The sequence below is a fragment of the Methylobacterium sp. A54F genome, from assembly GCF_053346035.1.
Window position 1 is genome coordinate 104,791 of the sequence record NZ_JBKFBF010000013.1, and the last position, 15,314, is coordinate 120,104.

General features: G+C 72.9%; 13 protein-coding genes. 11 read left to right on the top strand and 2 right to left on the bottom strand.

What is annotated here, in order from left to right; genetic code table 11:
* Nucleotides 1–23: 23 nt before the first annotated feature.
* Nucleotides 24–689 (bottom strand): HdeD family acid-resistance protein, encoded by a 666-nt coding sequence (locus tag ACLBXP_RS20260; protein ID WP_447669594.1) that lies wholly within the window; start codon nucleotides 687–689, stop codon nucleotides 24–26.
* A 279-nt stretch (nucleotides 690–968) separates the two neighbouring features.
* On the opposite strand from ACLBXP_RS20260, the gene ACLBXP_RS20265 reads away from it, so the two are divergent.
* Together ACLBXP_RS20265 and ACLBXP_RS20270 are read left to right on the top strand one after the other, a co-directional pair.
* Nucleotides 969–2,252, top strand: a complete 1,284-nt coding sequence (locus tag ACLBXP_RS20265; protein WP_447669595.1) for an HlyD family secretion protein — start codon at nucleotides 969–971, stop codon at nucleotides 2,250–2,252.
* Complete coding sequence (locus ACLBXP_RS20270; protein WP_447669596.1) at nucleotides 2,249–3,865, top strand: DHA2 family efflux MFS transporter permease subunit; 1,617 nt, start codon at nucleotides 2,249–2,251, stop codon at nucleotides 3,863–3,865. Before ACLBXP_RS20265 ends, ACLBXP_RS20270 begins: the two co-directional genes overlap by 4 nt.
* A 3-nt stretch (nucleotides 3,866–3,868) precedes the next feature.
* Here the strand turns inward: ACLBXP_RS20270 and ACLBXP_RS20275 are convergent, their stop codons facing one another.
* A complete protein-coding gene (locus tag ACLBXP_RS20275) occupies nucleotides 3,869–5,038 on the bottom strand; it encodes a transglycosylase SLT domain-containing protein (RefSeq protein ID WP_447669597.1) in 1,170 nt (389 codons plus the stop codon).
* Between the two features lie 319 nt (nucleotides 5,039–5,357).
* Here ACLBXP_RS20275 and ACLBXP_RS20280 point away from each other — a divergent pair, with 319 nt between their 5' ends.
* The 9 genes from ACLBXP_RS20280 to ACLBXP_RS20320 all read left to right on the top strand — a co-directional run bounded on the left by ACLBXP_RS20280 (nucleotide 5,358) and on the right by ACLBXP_RS20320 (nucleotide 15,211).
* The gene (locus ACLBXP_RS20280; protein WP_447669598.1) at nucleotides 5,358–6,551 is read left to right on the top strand and encodes an inositol-3-phosphate synthase; all 1,194 of its coding nucleotides are present in this window, start codon (nucleotides 5,358–5,360) and stop codon (nucleotides 6,549–6,551) included.
* A gap of 210 nt (nucleotides 6,552–6,761) precedes the next feature.
* Nucleotides 6,762–7,619: a hypothetical protein gene (locus ACLBXP_RS20285; protein ID WP_447669644.1), complete on the top strand. Its 858-nt coding sequence runs from the start codon at nucleotides 6,762–6,764 to the stop codon at nucleotides 7,617–7,619.
* Nucleotides 7,620–7,664: 45 nt separating this feature from the next.
* Nucleotides 7,665–8,849 carry a class I SAM-dependent methyltransferase gene (locus ACLBXP_RS20290; RefSeq protein ID WP_447669599.1) on the top strand — a complete coding sequence of 395 codons (1,185 nt, stop codon included), beginning with the start codon at nucleotides 7,665–7,667 and terminating at the stop codon, nucleotides 8,847–8,849.
* Nucleotides 8,849–9,877: a Gfo/Idh/MocA family protein gene (locus ACLBXP_RS20295; RefSeq protein WP_447669600.1), complete on the top strand. Its 1,029-nt coding sequence runs from the start codon at nucleotides 8,849–8,851 to the stop codon at nucleotides 9,875–9,877. The genes ACLBXP_RS20290 and ACLBXP_RS20295 overlap by 1 nt, the downstream gene beginning before the upstream one ends.
* Before the next feature lie 135 nt (nucleotides 9,878–10,012).
* Nucleotides 10,013–11,617 (top strand): YcaO-like family protein, encoded by a 1,605-nt coding sequence (locus tag ACLBXP_RS20300; RefSeq protein ID WP_447669601.1) that lies wholly within the window; start codon nucleotides 10,013–10,015, stop codon nucleotides 11,615–11,617.
* Nucleotides 11,614–12,477 carry a sugar phosphate isomerase/epimerase family protein gene (locus ACLBXP_RS20305; RefSeq protein ID WP_447669602.1) on the top strand — a complete coding sequence of 288 codons (864 nt, stop codon included), beginning with the start codon at nucleotides 11,614–11,616 and terminating at the stop codon, nucleotides 12,475–12,477. Before ACLBXP_RS20300 ends, ACLBXP_RS20305 begins: the two co-directional genes overlap by 4 nt.
* A 79-nt stretch (nucleotides 12,478–12,556) precedes the next feature.
* Complete coding sequence (locus ACLBXP_RS20310; protein WP_447669603.1) at nucleotides 12,557–13,795, top strand: glycosyltransferase family 4 protein; 1,239 nt, start codon at nucleotides 12,557–12,559, stop codon at nucleotides 13,793–13,795.
* A 20-nt stretch (nucleotides 13,796–13,815) separates the two neighbouring features.
* A complete protein-coding gene (locus tag ACLBXP_RS20315; RefSeq protein WP_447669604.1) occupies nucleotides 13,816–14,577 on the top strand; it encodes a PIG-L deacetylase family protein in 762 nt (253 codons plus the stop codon).
* Nucleotides 14,561–15,211, top strand: coding sequence for a uracil-DNA glycosylase (locus ACLBXP_RS20320; RefSeq protein WP_447669605.1), 651 nt, complete (start codon nucleotides 14,561–14,563; stop codon nucleotides 15,209–15,211). The genes ACLBXP_RS20315 and ACLBXP_RS20320 overlap by 17 nt, the downstream gene beginning before the upstream one ends.
* Nucleotides 15,212–15,314 lie beyond the last annotated feature (103 nt).

A 15,314-nucleotide genomic window follows, 5' to 3' on the forward strand; every position in this document is an offset into this window, starting at 1 on the left:
ATGCGCGACGGGGCGCTACGCGCTCAGGCCCGCGGCGCCGGCAGCGGCCGGCCCGCCGCCTCGTGGCGTCCCCGGAGCTGGAAAGCGAGCACGATGAGCATCACGCCGAACACGAAGGCGTAGGTGCCGAGCCACCAGGTCAGCACCAGGGCGGACAGGCCCGGGTTGAGGAGCAGCAGGATGCCGAACAGCACCGAGGCGGCGCCGCCGAGGCCGAGCCACCAGCGGCCGTAATGCAGGTGCAGCCGGAAGGCCGACGCGATCATCAGGCCGCCGCTGACGAGCGCCCAGAAGGCGACGAGGTAGATGAAGGCCCAGACCGCGGCCGCCGGCACCAGGATCGCCGCGACGCCGACCAGGATGTCCACGAGGCCTTCGAGGAGCAGGAACCCCCAGCGCTCGTGCCGTTGCGCCGCGCGCACGGCCGCGACGATGCCGAACACGCCGTCGACCAGCATGTAGCCCGCGAAGAACAGCACCAGCGAGAGCACGAAGGCCCCCGGCGCCACGAAGGCGATCGCGCCGAACAGGATCGAGAGGACGCCGCGCAGGGCCACCAACCACCAGTTGCGAGCTAGCACCGTGCTCATCGCGTCGAGCCGGGCGGCGCCGACGAGGGGGATGCCCGAGAGGCTCGGCCCGGAGGAACCGGAAGCCGAAGGGGACGTAGGATTCGGTGTGCTCGCCATGGTTCACCTCCGGGTTGCTCCGCGGCCGAACGCGGGACGGGGCCCCCCGTTCCGTCCGGGCGCACAGGGCCGCCGCCCGCGACTGTGCACGTGAGGCGTGCACCCGCCCAGCCTCACCCTTCGGCGGAGCCTCCGCGCCGTCTTCCTCGCTGCGGCGTGATCGCACCGGGTCGGCCCCAGCGGAACTTCGTGACGGCTCGGACCTTGTGTGACCGAGGCGGGTGTTCGAGGCTGAGACCGCGGCGACGCGGCGGGCGCCTCCACGGACGTGTACTTCCCATGTTCGACGATCAGAGGCAGGCCGCGCCCTCGGACGCGCGCCGCGCCGCGGCTGGACAGGCCGAGGCCGCCCGCGAGGACGCGCCCGGGACGACCGCCCCGGCTCCGCAGGCCCACAGAGACGTCCTCGACCTCAAGGCGGACCCCGCGGAGGGCCGCCGGAAATCCGACGATGCGGAGGGGGCCGAGGCCGGCGAGAGCCCGGAGGACGGCGCGGCGGAGTCGGACGAGAGCGATTCCCCGGAGGAGAAGCGCCCGAACGTCCTGCGGCGCCACCCGGTCTGGTTCGTCCTCGGCGGCCTCGCCCTGGTGATCGCGGCGGCGGCGGGCGTCACCTACTGGTGGTTCTACCTGCACCCCTACGAGACCACCGACGACGCCTTCGTGGATGCGCGCCAGTTCACGGTGGCGCCGAAGGTCTCGGGCTACGTGGTCGCCGTCCCGGTGACCGACAACGAGCACGTCGAGACCGGCGCGACCCTGTTCCAGATCGACCGGCGCGACTACGACGTCGCCCTCGAGCAGGCCCGTGCGCAGATCGCCTCGGCGGAGGCCTCGATCCAGAACGTCGTGGCGCAGATCGAGGCCCAGAAGGCGCAGATCGACGTCGCCAAGGCGCAGGTGACGCAGACGCAGGCGGCCCTCGACTTCGCCAAGGCGGATGCCGCCCGCTACAAGGACCTCGCCACCCGCGGGGCCGGGACGGTGCAGCAATCGCAGCAATCGACCTCGAACCTCGAGCAGCAGCAGGCGAGCCTGCAGCGGGCGCAGGCGAGCGTCATCGCCGCCCAGAAGCAGATCGGCTCCCTGGAGGCCCAGAAGGCCAGCGCCGAGGCGAGCCTCGCCACGGCCCGCGCGCAGGCCGCGCAGGCCCTGCTGAACCTCGGCTACACCACCGTCACGGCAGCCCAGCCCGGCCGCATCGTGCAGCTCTCGGGGGCCGTGGGGCAGTTCGCCCAGGCGGGCCAGAGCCTGGCGATGTTCGTGCCCGACGAGAAGTGGGTGACGGCGAACTACAAGGAGACCCAGATCACCGACATGCGCCCGGGGCAGGGCGCCGACGTCGAGATCGACGCCTATCCGGGCCGGAAGATCCACGGCCGGGTGGCCTCGGTGCAGCCGGGCTCCGGCACGGCCTTCAGCCTGCTGCCCGCCCAGAACGCCACGGGCAACTACGTGAAGGTGGTGCAGCGCGTGCCGGTGAAGATCGTCGTCGACGACTGGCCGGGCGACGTCTCGATCGGCCCCGGCATGTCGATCGTGCCCTCGGTCCGGGTGCGGTGAGCGCCGGGGCAGGGGCCAAGGGCGGCAGCAGCGGGGCGAAGTCCGGGACCGCGCCCGGCGGCCACAGCCCCTGGGCCATCGCCCTCGTGGTGTCGCTCGCGACCTTCATGGAGGTCCTCGACACGACGATCGCCAACGTGGCGCTGCGCTACATCTCGGGCGGCCTGGCGGTGGGGCCCGACGAGGCCTCCTGGGTGGTCACGAGCTACCTCGTCGCCAACGCGATCGTCCTCACGGCGTCGAGCTTCCTCGCCAAGCGCTTCGGCCGCAAGGCGTTCTTCATGTGGAGCATCGCGCTGTTCACCGTCTCCTCGGTGGCCTGCGGCTTCGCCTGGGACCTCTACTCGCTCCTCGTCTTCCGCGTGCTGCAGGGGCTCGGCGGCGGGGGCATGGCGCCGCTCGCGCAATCGATCCTGGCCGATTCCTTCCCGCCCCAGAAGCGCGGCCAGGCCTTCGCGCTCTACGGCCTTGCGGTGGTGGTGGCGCCCGTCATCGGGCCGACGCTCGGCGGCTGGCTCTCCGACAACGTCTCCTGGCACTGGTGCTTCCTGATCAACGGGCCGATCGGGCTCGTCTCCCTCGGGCTGATGTCCCTGCTCCTGGAGGATCCGCCGAAGGCGGTCGCCGAGCGCAAGCGCCTGATCCGGGAGGGCGTGCCCTTCGACATCGTGGGCTTCCTCCTCGTGGCGACGTTCCTCGGGTCGCTGGAGGTCGTCCTCGACGAGGGTCAGCGGAAGGACTGGTTCGGCTCCAACCTGATCGTCGTCTTCGCGACGCTGAGCGTCGTCGCCTTCGTGCTGATGATCCCCTGGGAGCTGCGGCACCGGAACCCGGTCGTCGACCTGCGGCTCCTCGCCAAGCGCCAGTTCGGCTCCTGCTTCCTCGTGATGCTCGCCACCGGCGCGATCCTGATCTCGACGACGCAGTTCATCCCGCAGCTCGTACAGGACTATTACGGCTACAACGCCACGCTGGCCGGGCTCGTCCTCGCTCCGGGCGGCATCGTCACGGTGGTGATGATGCTCGTGATCGGGCAGGTCTCCGGCAAGGTGCAGCCGAAGTACCTCATCGCGTGCGGGGCAGCGATCGTCGCGCTCGCGATGTACGACCTCACCCGGCTCTACGGCGACACCACGTTCTGGTTCTTCGCCTGGTCGCGCATCTACATCGGCATCGGCCTGCCGATGATCTTCATCTCGATCACCGCCGCCTCCTACGAGGGCATCGAGCCCACGCAGACCGACCAGGCCTCGGCCCTCATCAACGTCGCCCGCAACGTCGGCGGCTCGATGGGCGTGTCGCTCGCCCAGAACGTGCTGGCCTACCGCCAGCAGTTCCACCAGAACCGCCTCGTCGAGCACGTCAACCCAGCCGATCCGGCCTACCAGGAGACGTTGCGGCGGGCGCAGGAGTACTTTTCCGTGCACGGGCTCGCGGGTGACGCGCAGGGACAGGCAACCGCCTGGATCGGCCAGCAGCTCGCCACGCAGGTGGCCTACTGGGCCTACATCGACGTGTTCTGGTGCCTCGCGCTGGTCTCGGCCTCGGCGGTGCCGCTCGCCATGATCCTGAAGTCGGTCAAGCGCGGCGGGGACGCCCCCGCCGGGCACTGAGGCTCACTCGCCGGCCGCCTCCGGCGCCTCGGTGAGGATCGCCTCGGTGACCTGCACCCGCTCGGTCTCGCCGCGGGCGAGTTCCGCCCGGACGGGCTCGCCCTCCCGCGGCATGCCCTCGGCACCCGCGAGGGCGGCAACGCCCTGGTACTGGCTCAGGCGGCGGTCGATCATGTCGTCCAGGCGCTCGTGCAGCTCGGCCACCGTCAGGCTCCGCCGGCCCTTGCCGCTCTTCTGCGTGAACAGGCTGCGGTTCGCGCGGGCGGCGCTGCGGAAGGCCTTCTGGGCGACCTCGGCGGGCTTCTCGCTGGAGAGTTCCAGGAAGCGTCCGGCGCTGCCCGTGCCGAGGAAGTGGGCGATGTAGAGCTCGGTGGTCTTCAGCGCCCGCCCGACCTTCGCCTCGATGCGCGCACGGTCGCGCTTGATCAGCTCGGCCGCCATCAGCGCGGCGACGTAAGGATCGCGGCGCAGGCTCAGGACGCGCCCGCGCATCCCCGCCTCCACCGAGATCGCGCCGCCGCGGCCGGTGACTGCCGCGGCCTCCTCCGCGAGCCCGTGGCGGGCGCCGTAGTCGCGGATCATCTCCAGCCAGGTGCCGGTGACGAACTGGAACAGGCCCTCGGCGGAGGAATGGGCCGACTTCACGGCGGTCTCGAAGCTCGATTCCTTGTCGGCGAGCGCCATCATGTAGGCCGGGTCGACCCCGGCCTCCGCGGAGGCCCGCAGGATGGGGTCGACGATCCGGCGCGGAACGCTGCGGGAGCCGAACCGGATCGCCTCGTCCTCGGCGTCGCGGGCGGGCTGCGGCAGGGCGGCGAGGTCGCTCGCGATCAGCTCGGTCGTGGCCGGCTGCTGCTCGATCAGCGGAACCCCGCGCCAATCCGCGGACTTGTCCACGGTGCTCGGGCCCGCGAGGTCCTGCGCGGCGGCCGCGCGCTCGTCGATACGGCCGTGGGCGAGCGCGGCCGGCGCGACGGCGCCCTGCGGCAGGGTGCCGAGGAGGCCGGCGGCGATCAGCGTCGCCGCAAGGGCATGTCGGGTGGCCGTCGTCCGGCGCGTCCTGCGCTCGGCCCGCGGCGGCCGGGCCGCGGTGTTGTCCTGGTCCAAGGTCTCGCTGGGCACGAGACAGCTCACGTCGTCGGCGCAACGCGCCGGCTCCGGGATAACCCCCATTCGTCTTCCTTTTTCGTGCCGCGTCCTTCTCGGGGGCGGCTTCGATCAAGTCGGCGGCTTTCTGGCCGGGTGCTTTGGCCAGAATGGGACGACCGGATGATCCAAGCGTGGCACGCTTAACGAAGCGTTAAGCCTCTGTTTTAACGGGATTTTAACAAATCGTTCGGCTGCCGTTCAGCGCCGCGCGGCCATGAATTCGTCACGAGCGGGGTTGGAACGGAACCGGGGTGAGCCAGTTACATTGGTCCACGCGGGCCCGGCACGGTTTCCCCCTTTTTCCCACTCGCCCGTGTATCCACTGCAAGGAAGTTCCCCGCTCATGAGCATGCAGACCGGTCGCCGTGTCGGCGTTGCGTTCGTCGGCATGGGTGGCGCCGTCGCCACCACAGCCATCGCCGGAATCGAGATGATCAAGTCCGGGTCGAACCGACTCGACGGTCTGCCCCTCGCGGGCGTCCCCGTGGCGGGGATGGCCGACTACAAGGACCTCGTGTTCGGGGGCTGGGACCTCAACGGCGACGACCTCGCCTCCGCGGCGACCGGCCACGGCGTGCTCACCCGGGAGGACATCGAGAACGGCGCCCAGGTGCTCAAGGGCATCACCCCCTGGCCGGCGGTCGGCAGCGCCAAGTTCTGCAAGAACATCGACGGGCAGAACCGCATCGTCGCCAAGGACCACCGCGAGGCGGTCTCGGTAATCGCCAACGACCTCCGCCGCTTCCAGCGCGAGAGCAACCTCGACGAGGTGGTGGTCGTGAACCTCGCCTCCACCGAGCGCTGGCCGGACCTCAGCGACCCGGTGCTCAACTCGGCCCAGGCCTTCGAGAAGGGACTGGATACGAGCGACGAGTCGATCTCGCCCGCGATGCTCTACGCCTACGCGGCGATCAAGAGCGGCGTGCCCTACGCGAACTTCACGCCCTCCGTCGCCGCCGACGTGCCGGCGCTCCTGGAGCTCGCCCGGGAGCTGAACGTGCCGGTGGCCGGCAAGGACGGCAAGACCGGGCAGACCATGATGAAGACGGTGCTGGCCCCGGCCTTCAAGGCCCGCGCGCTCCACGTCGACGGCTGGTTCTCCACGAACATCCTCGGCAACCGCGACGGCCTGGCGCTCAACGATCCGAACTCCCTGCAGTCGAAGCTCAACACCAAGGGCACGGTGCTCGATTCGATCCTCGGCTACCCGGTCGAGGACCACCTCGTGCACATCCACTATTACCGCCCGCGCGGCGACGACAAGGAAGCCTGGGACAACATCGACGTCACCGGCTTCATGGGCCAGCGCATGCAGATCAAGGTGAACTTCCTCTGCAAGGACTCGATCCTCGCCGCCCCCCTCGTCATCGAGATCGCCCGCGTCCTCGACCTCGCCAAGAAGCGCGGCGACGGCGGCGTGCAGGAGCAGCTCTCGACCTTCTTCAAGGCGCCGATGGTCAAGAACGGCCACGGCCCCGAGCACGCCTTCGGCAAGCAGGAGAAGATGCTCCTCGACTGGCTCGGCGCGCAGCACTGAGCGGTCTCCCGGAAGCCACGCACCCATCACCCCGTCCCACTCCCGCACGGGAGGGGACCGGGTGGGGAACCTCGGGCCTCCGGAAACGCCACACCGTTCCTGATGGCGACCTCAGCCGCCCCTGCCGGAGCCGACCCCGTGTCGCCTGAACCGAACTCCGACGCGCAGGGCGCGGCCGCCCCGGTCGCCCTGCGCGAACTCCTCGTCGAGATGGGGGACCTGAAGCGCGTGCGCTCGGCGGGCCGCGACGGGTCGATCGCCGAGCGCCTGTTCGCCCGCGGCTGGGCGGCGCTGACGGGCGGCGCCGAGCCGGAGGCGGTGGCCCTCGAGATCACCGCGACGGCGCTGGCGGCGACCCGCCTGTGCGACCTCGACGCCGCGTTCCTGACGGCGGCCGGACTGCCCGTGGCCGAGGTCACCCGCATCTTGGTCGACGGCTTCGATGCCGTCACGGAGGCCCTCGACCCGGCCCTGCGGGACCGCCTGCGCACGCGCCTCCGGGATCCGGAGCCGCTCGCCACTGGCGCGGTCCCGGGCTTCGTCGGCGCCCTGGCCCACCAGCCGCGGGCGGGCGTGACCTGCCCGGGGCGCCCCCGCATCCTGCTGGAGCCGCCGGAGAACCACGCCGAGCACTGCCTCGTGGTCGCGGTCTACGGCGTCTGCCTCAGCCCGTTCTACCGGGCCGATCCCGCCACCGTGTTCCTGGCGGCCATGGCCCACCACTTCCACAACGCGGCGATGCCCGATGCCGGCTTCACCGGCGAGATGCTGCTCGGCGACCAGCTCGGGCCCATCGTGGCGACGACGACGCAGTGGGCCCTCGACGAGCTGGAGCCGTCGCTGCGCGAGCGCGTGGCGCGGGCCCGCGCCGTGCTGCCGGACGATGCCACCGCCGAGGGCCGCGCCTTCCACGCCGCCGACAGCATCGACCGCGTCCTGCAGATCGCCCAGCACCTGCGGGCCGCCTCGCTCACCATGGAGACGGTGCTCGGCGAGATGGAACTGGTCCATGCGGGACCGGTGAAGGGGTTCCAAGACCGCGTGCTCAGGGATATGCGCATCCCGTGATCGCAGTCCGTGATCGCCAGAGCGGCAGGGGCGCATGAGCCCGACATGATCCCCTTCAACCTCGCATCGCCCGAGACCGGCCACGCCCTGAAGGCCGACACCCCGCATTCCCTGAAGGATGCCGAGACCGGCCGCCGCTGGCCGGTGATCGACGGCATCCCCTACCTGCGCACCGGCCGGGACGACCTCTGCGCCCGCACCCTCGCGCTCCTCGACGCCGACGAGCCCGACGCCGCCCTGGCGGGGCTGCTCGCCGACCAGGACGACTGGTGGACCGGCCCGCCGGCCGACCCGGAGGACCTCGCGACCCTCGTGCGCGAGCGCGGGACCGCGACCCTGCGCGACGCGGTGCGCCTCCTCGGCTGGGGCCGCGTCGGCGACTACTTCCTGCACCGCTGGACGGACCCGACCTTCCTGGCCGGCCTCACCCTGCTGGAAGCCCACTGGAACGAGCCGACCTGCGTGTTCGAGTTCGCCTGCGGCATCGGGCAGTACCTGCGCGAGCTGAGCCTGCGCGGCTGCAAGGTCGCGGGGGCGGACGTGGTCTTCGCCAAGCTCTGGGTCGCCCGCCACTGGGTGGTCGGCGCGAAGGCGCAGCTCGTCTGCTTCGATGCGGGCGCGCCGCACTGGCCCGTGAAGGGCGCCCCCGTCGACCTCGTGGTCTGCAACGACGCCTTCTACTTCCTCGACGACAAGGCGGCCCTGCTCGACTGCCTGCGCCAGAACGCGGGCGACGACGGCTGGCTGGCGCTGAGCCACATCCACAACAGCGACCGGCCGGGCTTCTCCGCCGGCCGCGCGGTCTCGGCCACCGAGATCGAGGAGCTGTTCCCGGACGCCCTCGTCTACGACGACGCCGAGCTGACCCAGGCCCTCGTGGAGGCCCGCGCCCCGAGCCCCCGGGCGCCCGCCGACCTCAGGGCCTGCGAGGCGTTCTCGGTGGTGGCCGGCCCCGGCATGCGGCCGGCGCCCCGCCCGGTGGTCGACGGCCTGACCCTGCCCCGCGAGGGCACGCAGCTCACCCTCAACCCGCTCTACGCCGAGGCCGGTCCGGGCGACTACGCGATCCGCTGGCCCTCCGAGCGCTACGAGGCGGAATACGCCCCCCGCGTCACCTACCCGCTGCACTCGCCCGGCCCCGAGATCCTCGACTGGGTCGGCGGCACCGACGTGCCGGAGGCGGTCCGGGTGCGGCGGCGCGAGTTCGTCGACCTTCCGGAGCGCTGGTGATGGCGGGTCCGGTCGCCTGGGGCATCGTCGGCTACGGCTGGGTCGCCCGGGACTACATGGCGCCGGGCATCCGCGCCGCGGGGCACCGCCTCGCCGCCATCTGCGACCCCGGGGCGGGCGCCCGCGCGGCGGCAGAGCGCGAGGGGGCCCGCGCCTACGCGGAGCTTCCCGCCTTCCTGGCCGATCCCGAGGTCGAGGCGGTCTACGTCGCCACCCCGAACCACCTGCACCGCGGCGCCGTCGAGGCGCTGGCCCGGTCCGGCAAGGCCGTGCTCTGCGAGAAGCCGATGGCGGCGAGCCTCGCCGACGCCGAGGCGATCGCCGCCGCGGTGCGGGCGGGCGGCATCTTCTACGGCACCGCCTTCGACCAGCGCCACCACCCCGCCCACCGGGCGATGCGCGAGGCGATCCGGGCCGGGCGGCTCGGCACGGTGACGACGCTGCGCATCGTCTACGCCTGCTGGCTCGACCGGGCCTGGACGAGCGTGGCGGGCGAGGCGAACTGGCGGATCGACCCGGCCCAGGCCGGCGGCGGCGCCCTGATGGACCTCGCGCCCCACGGCCTCGACCTCACGGACTTCCTGCTCGACGAATCGATCGCCGACATCACCGCCCTCACGCAGGCGCGGGCGCAGGATTACGACGCGGTGGACGACGGCGCCCTGCTGATCGGGCGCACCCCCTCCGGGATCCTGGCAAGCCTCCACGTCGCCTACAACTGCCCCGACGCGCTGCCGCGCCGCCGCCTGGAGGTGCTCGGCACTCGGGGCCTGCTCACCGCGACCGACACGATGGGCCAGACGGCCGGCGGCCGCCTGACCTTCACGGACGCGGAAACCGGCGCCGCCGAGCCGATCCCCTTCGACGGCGACGCCTCGCCCTTCCTCGAACAGGTCCGCGCCTTCGGTGCCGCCCTGCGCGACCCGGCCGAGCGCGACGCCTACTCGGCCGAGCGCGACCTCCACACCATGCGGCTGATCGCGCGGGCCTACGAGCAGGCCGCCGCCGGCGGTACCCGAGCCCCTTGAGCATGCGCGCCATTCCCAGCAGCCGCCCGCCCGCCGTGGCGCGACCGGCGCTCCGCTCCCGATCCGGGAGGGGAGACCCGCGCCCGGCAGGGGCCCGGGGCTGAGCCGCGCCGTACCCAGAAAGTCCCCACTGCCATGACCGACGACACCACGCCGATCGACCAGGACGCCCGGGCCCGACATGCCCGGATCAAGGCGCCGCGGCCCTACAGCTACGGCGGCCCCCGCCGGATCGAGGGCCTGCCCGGCAGCCTGCCGGAGCCGGTGCGGGCGTATCTCGACATCCTGCCGCCGGGGCGGATCGTCGGCTTCCCGCTGGCGCCCCTCGACCGCACCGGCGTGCCGGTCTGGTTCGTGTCGCTGTTCCTCGACGACCCGTTCTTCGTGGGCGCCATGCCGAGCGGCATCGGCTACGGCGCCACCGACGACGAGGCGCTGATCGGGGCCGTGGCGGAGATCGCCGAGAACCTGATGCCGTCGCTCGCGGTGATGCCCCGCAAGAAGGAGCGCGGCTCCTACGACGACCTCGTGCGGGTGTTCGGCGCGGGCGCGGTCGCCGACCCGCTGACCCTCTGCCTGCCGGCGGGCTCGCCCGTCGGCCGGGGCACCGTGCTCGAATGGACGCCCGCCCGGCGCCGCCGGACCGGCGAGACCGTGCTGATGCCCCTCGACATCGCCGCGACCGACTACTTCGAGCTCTCGGAGGGCTACACGCCCTTCACGAACCTCATCACCAACGGCCTCGGGGCGGGGCCGGACGTGGACTTCGCCCTCGGCCACGGCGTGCTGGAACTGCTGCAGCGCGACGGCAACGGGCTCCTGTTCCGCGCCCTCGACCAGGGGGTGATGCTCGACCTCTCGGAGGGCCTCGGGCCCGAGACGCGGGGGATGCTCGACCGGCTGGAGGCCCTCGGCATCCGGGCGCTGCCGAAGTTCGCCACCGACCAGTTCGGGCTGACGAACCTCTACGTGGTGGGTTACGACCGGAACCCCGACGACGCCCCGGCGCCGATCGCGCTCTCGGCCTGCGGCGAAGCCTGCGACCCGGACCGGGAGCGGGCGCTGCGCAAGGCGCTGCTGGAGTTCCAGGCGGCCCGCGTCCGCAAGGCGTTCGGCCACGGGCCGCTGCCCTTCGCCGAGCGCGTGACGCCGCCGGGCTACGTCGAGGCCTTCATCCAGAAGGCGCTGCCGAGCCTCGACCTCGAGGAGGGCCGGGCGCTGAAGGCGATGCTCGAATGGATCGTGCTGCCCCCGGCCGAGCTGCGCGACATCCTCAAGGACACGGTCTATTCCGAGCGCTCGACCAAGCCCTTCACGGAGCTGCCCTCGACGCCGGCCCCGGACGGGCACGCGCGGGGCAGGATCGCCTGCGACCGCCTGGAGGAGGCCGGTTTCGACGTCCTCTACGTGGACTGCTCGCCCGACGGCGGCGGCGTCGGTGTCGTCAAGGCGATCGTGCCGGGCCTCGAGGTCGAGACCATGAGCTACTACCGCATCGGCGAGCGCAACGCGCGCAAGCTCCTGGAGCGCGACCATCCGCTGATCCGCTTCGGCCAGGAGAGCGAGACCCTGCGGCCGGTGCGCCTCACGCCCGAGGCGATCGAGCGGTTCGGCGGCCGCCAGCCGCTCTTCGACGTGGCGCTGGCCGAATCCATCGTCGGGAGTCACTATCCCCTGTACCGCGAGCCGGAATCGCACCATGCGCCGTTCCGGTTGCAGGAACGGGGACGTGCCGCATGACGCTCCGCTTCGCCTACAACACCAACGGCGCCGCCAACCACCGCCTGGACGACGCCCTCGATCTCATCGCCGGCGCCGGCTACGACGGCGTTGCGCTCACCCTCGACATCCACCACCTCGACCCGTTCGCGGAGGGCTGGGCGGCCGAGGCCGAGCGGGTGGCGAGCCGGCTGGAGCGCCTCGGCCTCGGGGCGGTGATCGAGACCGGCGCCCGCTTCCTGCTCGACCCGCGCGCCAAGCACGAGCCGACCCTCGTCACCGCGGATGCCGCCGGCCGGGCGCGGCGGGTCGGCTTCCTGAAGCGGGCGGTCGACATCGGCGCGATCCTGAAGGCCGAGGCCGTCTCCTTCTGGGCGGGCGTGCCGAAGCCCGGCGTCGACCCCGCCGAGGCCCGCGCCTGGCTCGCCGAGGGCCTCGCGGAGGTGACCGCCTACGCGGAGCAGAAGGGCGTCGTCCCCTGCCTGGAGCCGGAGCCCGGCATGCTCGTCGAGACGCTCGACGACTACGCCGCCCTCGGCATCGCGGGGCTCAGGCTCGCCCTCGACACCGGCCACTGCCTCGTCACGCAGGAGCGCGAGCCGGCCGCGGCCGTGCGCGAGTTCGCGGACCGGATCGGCACCGTCGCGATCGAGGACATGGCGCGGGGGCGCCACATCCACCTGCCCTTCGGCGAGGGGGACATGGACGTCGCTGGGGTGCTGGACGCCCTCGACGCGATCGGCTTCGACCGGCTCGTCTGCGTGGAGCTGTCCCGCGAGAGCCACCGGGCCGACGTGATGATCCCGCAGGCGCTCGCCTACCTCAAGGAGTGCCGCCGGCCGGGGCCCGGCCTGCCGGACCCCGAGACGCAGACCCAGTGAACCGGCCGCGCACGCGCGGACCCGCTCTCGGGCTGCTCATGAGTAGGCCGATCCCGGGCCGCACCACATCGGATTTCCCATGAGACTCTGCTTCGTCAGCCGGCGCTACTTCCCGGCGATATCCGGCATGAGCGTCTACGCGCAGAACCTCCTGCGCGAGCTGGCGCAGGCCGGCCACGACGTCACGATGATCTCGCAGTACCGCGGCGACGAATTCGGCACCCGCGTCTACGGCGGCGGCCCGCCCCCGGAGGTCCCGGGCGTGCGGGTGATCGGCCTGGAGCAGCGCGGCGAGCAGGAGAGCGGCGATTTCGAGCGCGACATCGCCACCATGGTCGAGACGATCGCGGCCGAGCACGCGCACGCGCCGTTCGAGGTCCTGCACGCGCAGTACGGCTACCCGACCGGCTGGGCGACGCTCATCGCCGGGCGCTGCCTCGGCCTGCCGGTCGTGGTCTCGATCCAGGGCGGCGACGGCCACTGGGTCGGCTCCTGCTGCGAGACGCACCGGGTGGCGATGTGCACGGTGCTGGCCCACGCCAACGCGCTGCTGATCGGGGGCGCCTCCTTCGTCGAGGAGGTGTGCGAGCGCCTCGGCAGCGACCCCGCCCGCTTCACCATCGTGCCGGGCGCCGTGGACACCGCCCGCTTCGCGCGCGGGACGGGCGACGGCCTGCCCGAGCCTCACGCCGATCCGGTGCGCCTGCTCTACCACGGCCGCGTCGATCGCCGGAAAGGCGTCCTCGACTTCATCGACGCCCTCGCGCTCCTGCGCCGCGACGGCGTGCCCTTCGCGGCCGTGATCTCGGGGATCGGCCCGGACGTGGAGCCGGCCCGCGCCCGCGCCGCGGAGCTCGGCTTCCCCGAGGCGGCGATCCGCTTCACGGGCTACGCCGATTACGAGCGCGTGCCGGACCTCTACCGCGCCGCCGACGTGTTCGTGTCGCCGACCTACGCGGAGGGGTTCTCCAACACGATCCTGGAGGCGATGGCGGCGGGCCTCGCCGTGGTCTCGACCCACGCGGTCGGCGTCTCGGACTGCCTGCGCGACGGCGAGAACGGCCTCCTCGTGCAGCCGGGCGACGTGCCGGCGCTGGCGGGCGCGCTGACGCGCATCGTCACTGACGAAGCCCTGCGCACCCGCCTCGCCCGGGACGGCCTCGCGGAGTGCCGCCGGGTCTATTCCTGGACGGCGGTCGGCCGCCAGATCATGGACGTCTACGCAGCCGTCCGCGGCACGGGGGCGCCGACCGCCTTCGCCGAGGCGCTGCCCCACGATCCGGATTGCCGCTTCCGCGCCGAGCCGCACCTCCTCTGAGCCGGACAGACCGCGCGCCGATGCCGACAGCCCTCGCCCTCTCGCCCCACCTCGACGACGCCGCCTTCTCGTGCGGCGGCACCCTGGCGCGCCTCGCGGCCGCCGGCTGGCGGGTGGTGATGGCGACGACGTTCACCGCCTCGGTGCCGGACCCGCAGAGCTTCGCGCTCGCCTGCCAGCTCGACAAGGGCCTCCCGGCGGAGGTCGACTACATGGCGCTGCGCCGGGCGGAGGACGATGCGGCGGCCCGCGCCCTCGGGATCGCGCCCGCCGTGCACCTGCCCTTCCGCGAGGCGCCGCACCGGGGCTACGCCTCGGCGCCCGAGCTCTTCGCGGAGACCCGCGCGGAGGACGCCATCGCGAAAAGCCTCGCGCCGGCCCTCGCGGCGCTGATCGGCGCGGAGGGCCCCGACCTGATCCTCGCGCCCCAGGCGGTCGGCGGCCATGTCGACCACGTGCAGGTGGTGCGGGCGCTCCGCGCGGTCGGGCCGCTGCCGCCGGTACTGTGGTGGCGCGACTTCCCCTACACGGTGCGCAGCGCCGCCCCGAAGGAGCCCCTGCGGGCGGATTATGCGGGCCTGCCCGAGGCGAGCGTCACCCTCGACGCGGCCTCCGAGCGCCGCAAGGCGGCGGCCTGCGCCGCCTATGCGAGCCAGATCGGCTTCCAGTTCGGCGGTATCGAGGGCCTGAACCGACGCCTCGCGGAGGAGGGGGGCCGCGAGCGCTTCCGGCGGGAGGGCGCGCTGCCGCAGGGTTTCCCCGACGATGTCGAGACCGCCTGATCCGACGGCCCCGAAGAGCCTGCGGGACCCCGCCGCGCTCGCCGCCCGGCGGGCGCTCCTCGGGGCGCCCCACCTCGCGCCGCTGCGGGCGCTCGCCCGCGACATCGCCCGCGCGCAGGCCGCGCCGGTGCCCGACGCCGACCCCCTCGACGGCGGGGTCGGGGCCCGGCTGCTCCTGCTCCTCGAGACGCCCGGCCCCGCGATCTTCGAGACCGGCTTCGTCTCCCGCGACAACGCCACCGGCACCGCCGCCAACCTGTTCCGGTTCCTCGCCGAGGCCGGCATCGCGCGCTCCGACACCCTGATCTGGAACGCGATCCCCTGGGTGATCCACCAGGAGGGGGCCCTCAACCGGGCGCCCCGTCGCGGGGAGCTGCGGGCTGCCGCGCCCTGGCTCGCGCCGCTGCTCGACCTGCTGCCGCGGCTGCGGGTGGTGGTGCTCGCCGGCCGCTGCGCCGGCGAGGCCCGCCCGGCGCTCGCGGCCCTGCGCCCGGCGCTGCCGGTCGTCGCGGTGCCCCACCCCAGCCCCACCTACGTCTGCACCGCGCCGCAGGTCGGCGCGCGCATCCGTGCCGGGCTCGGAGAGGCCGCCGCGATCCTGGCCGGGGACGGGGCGGGGGGCGGGGAGGGTTAGGCCCGCGCGGCGGAACTTCTGCGCGCAACCGGCCGCCCTCCCTGGTCTTTGGGCGCCGATGGGCCTAAATGCGGGCCAACGGGCTCCGGTCCGGGTCAATCCG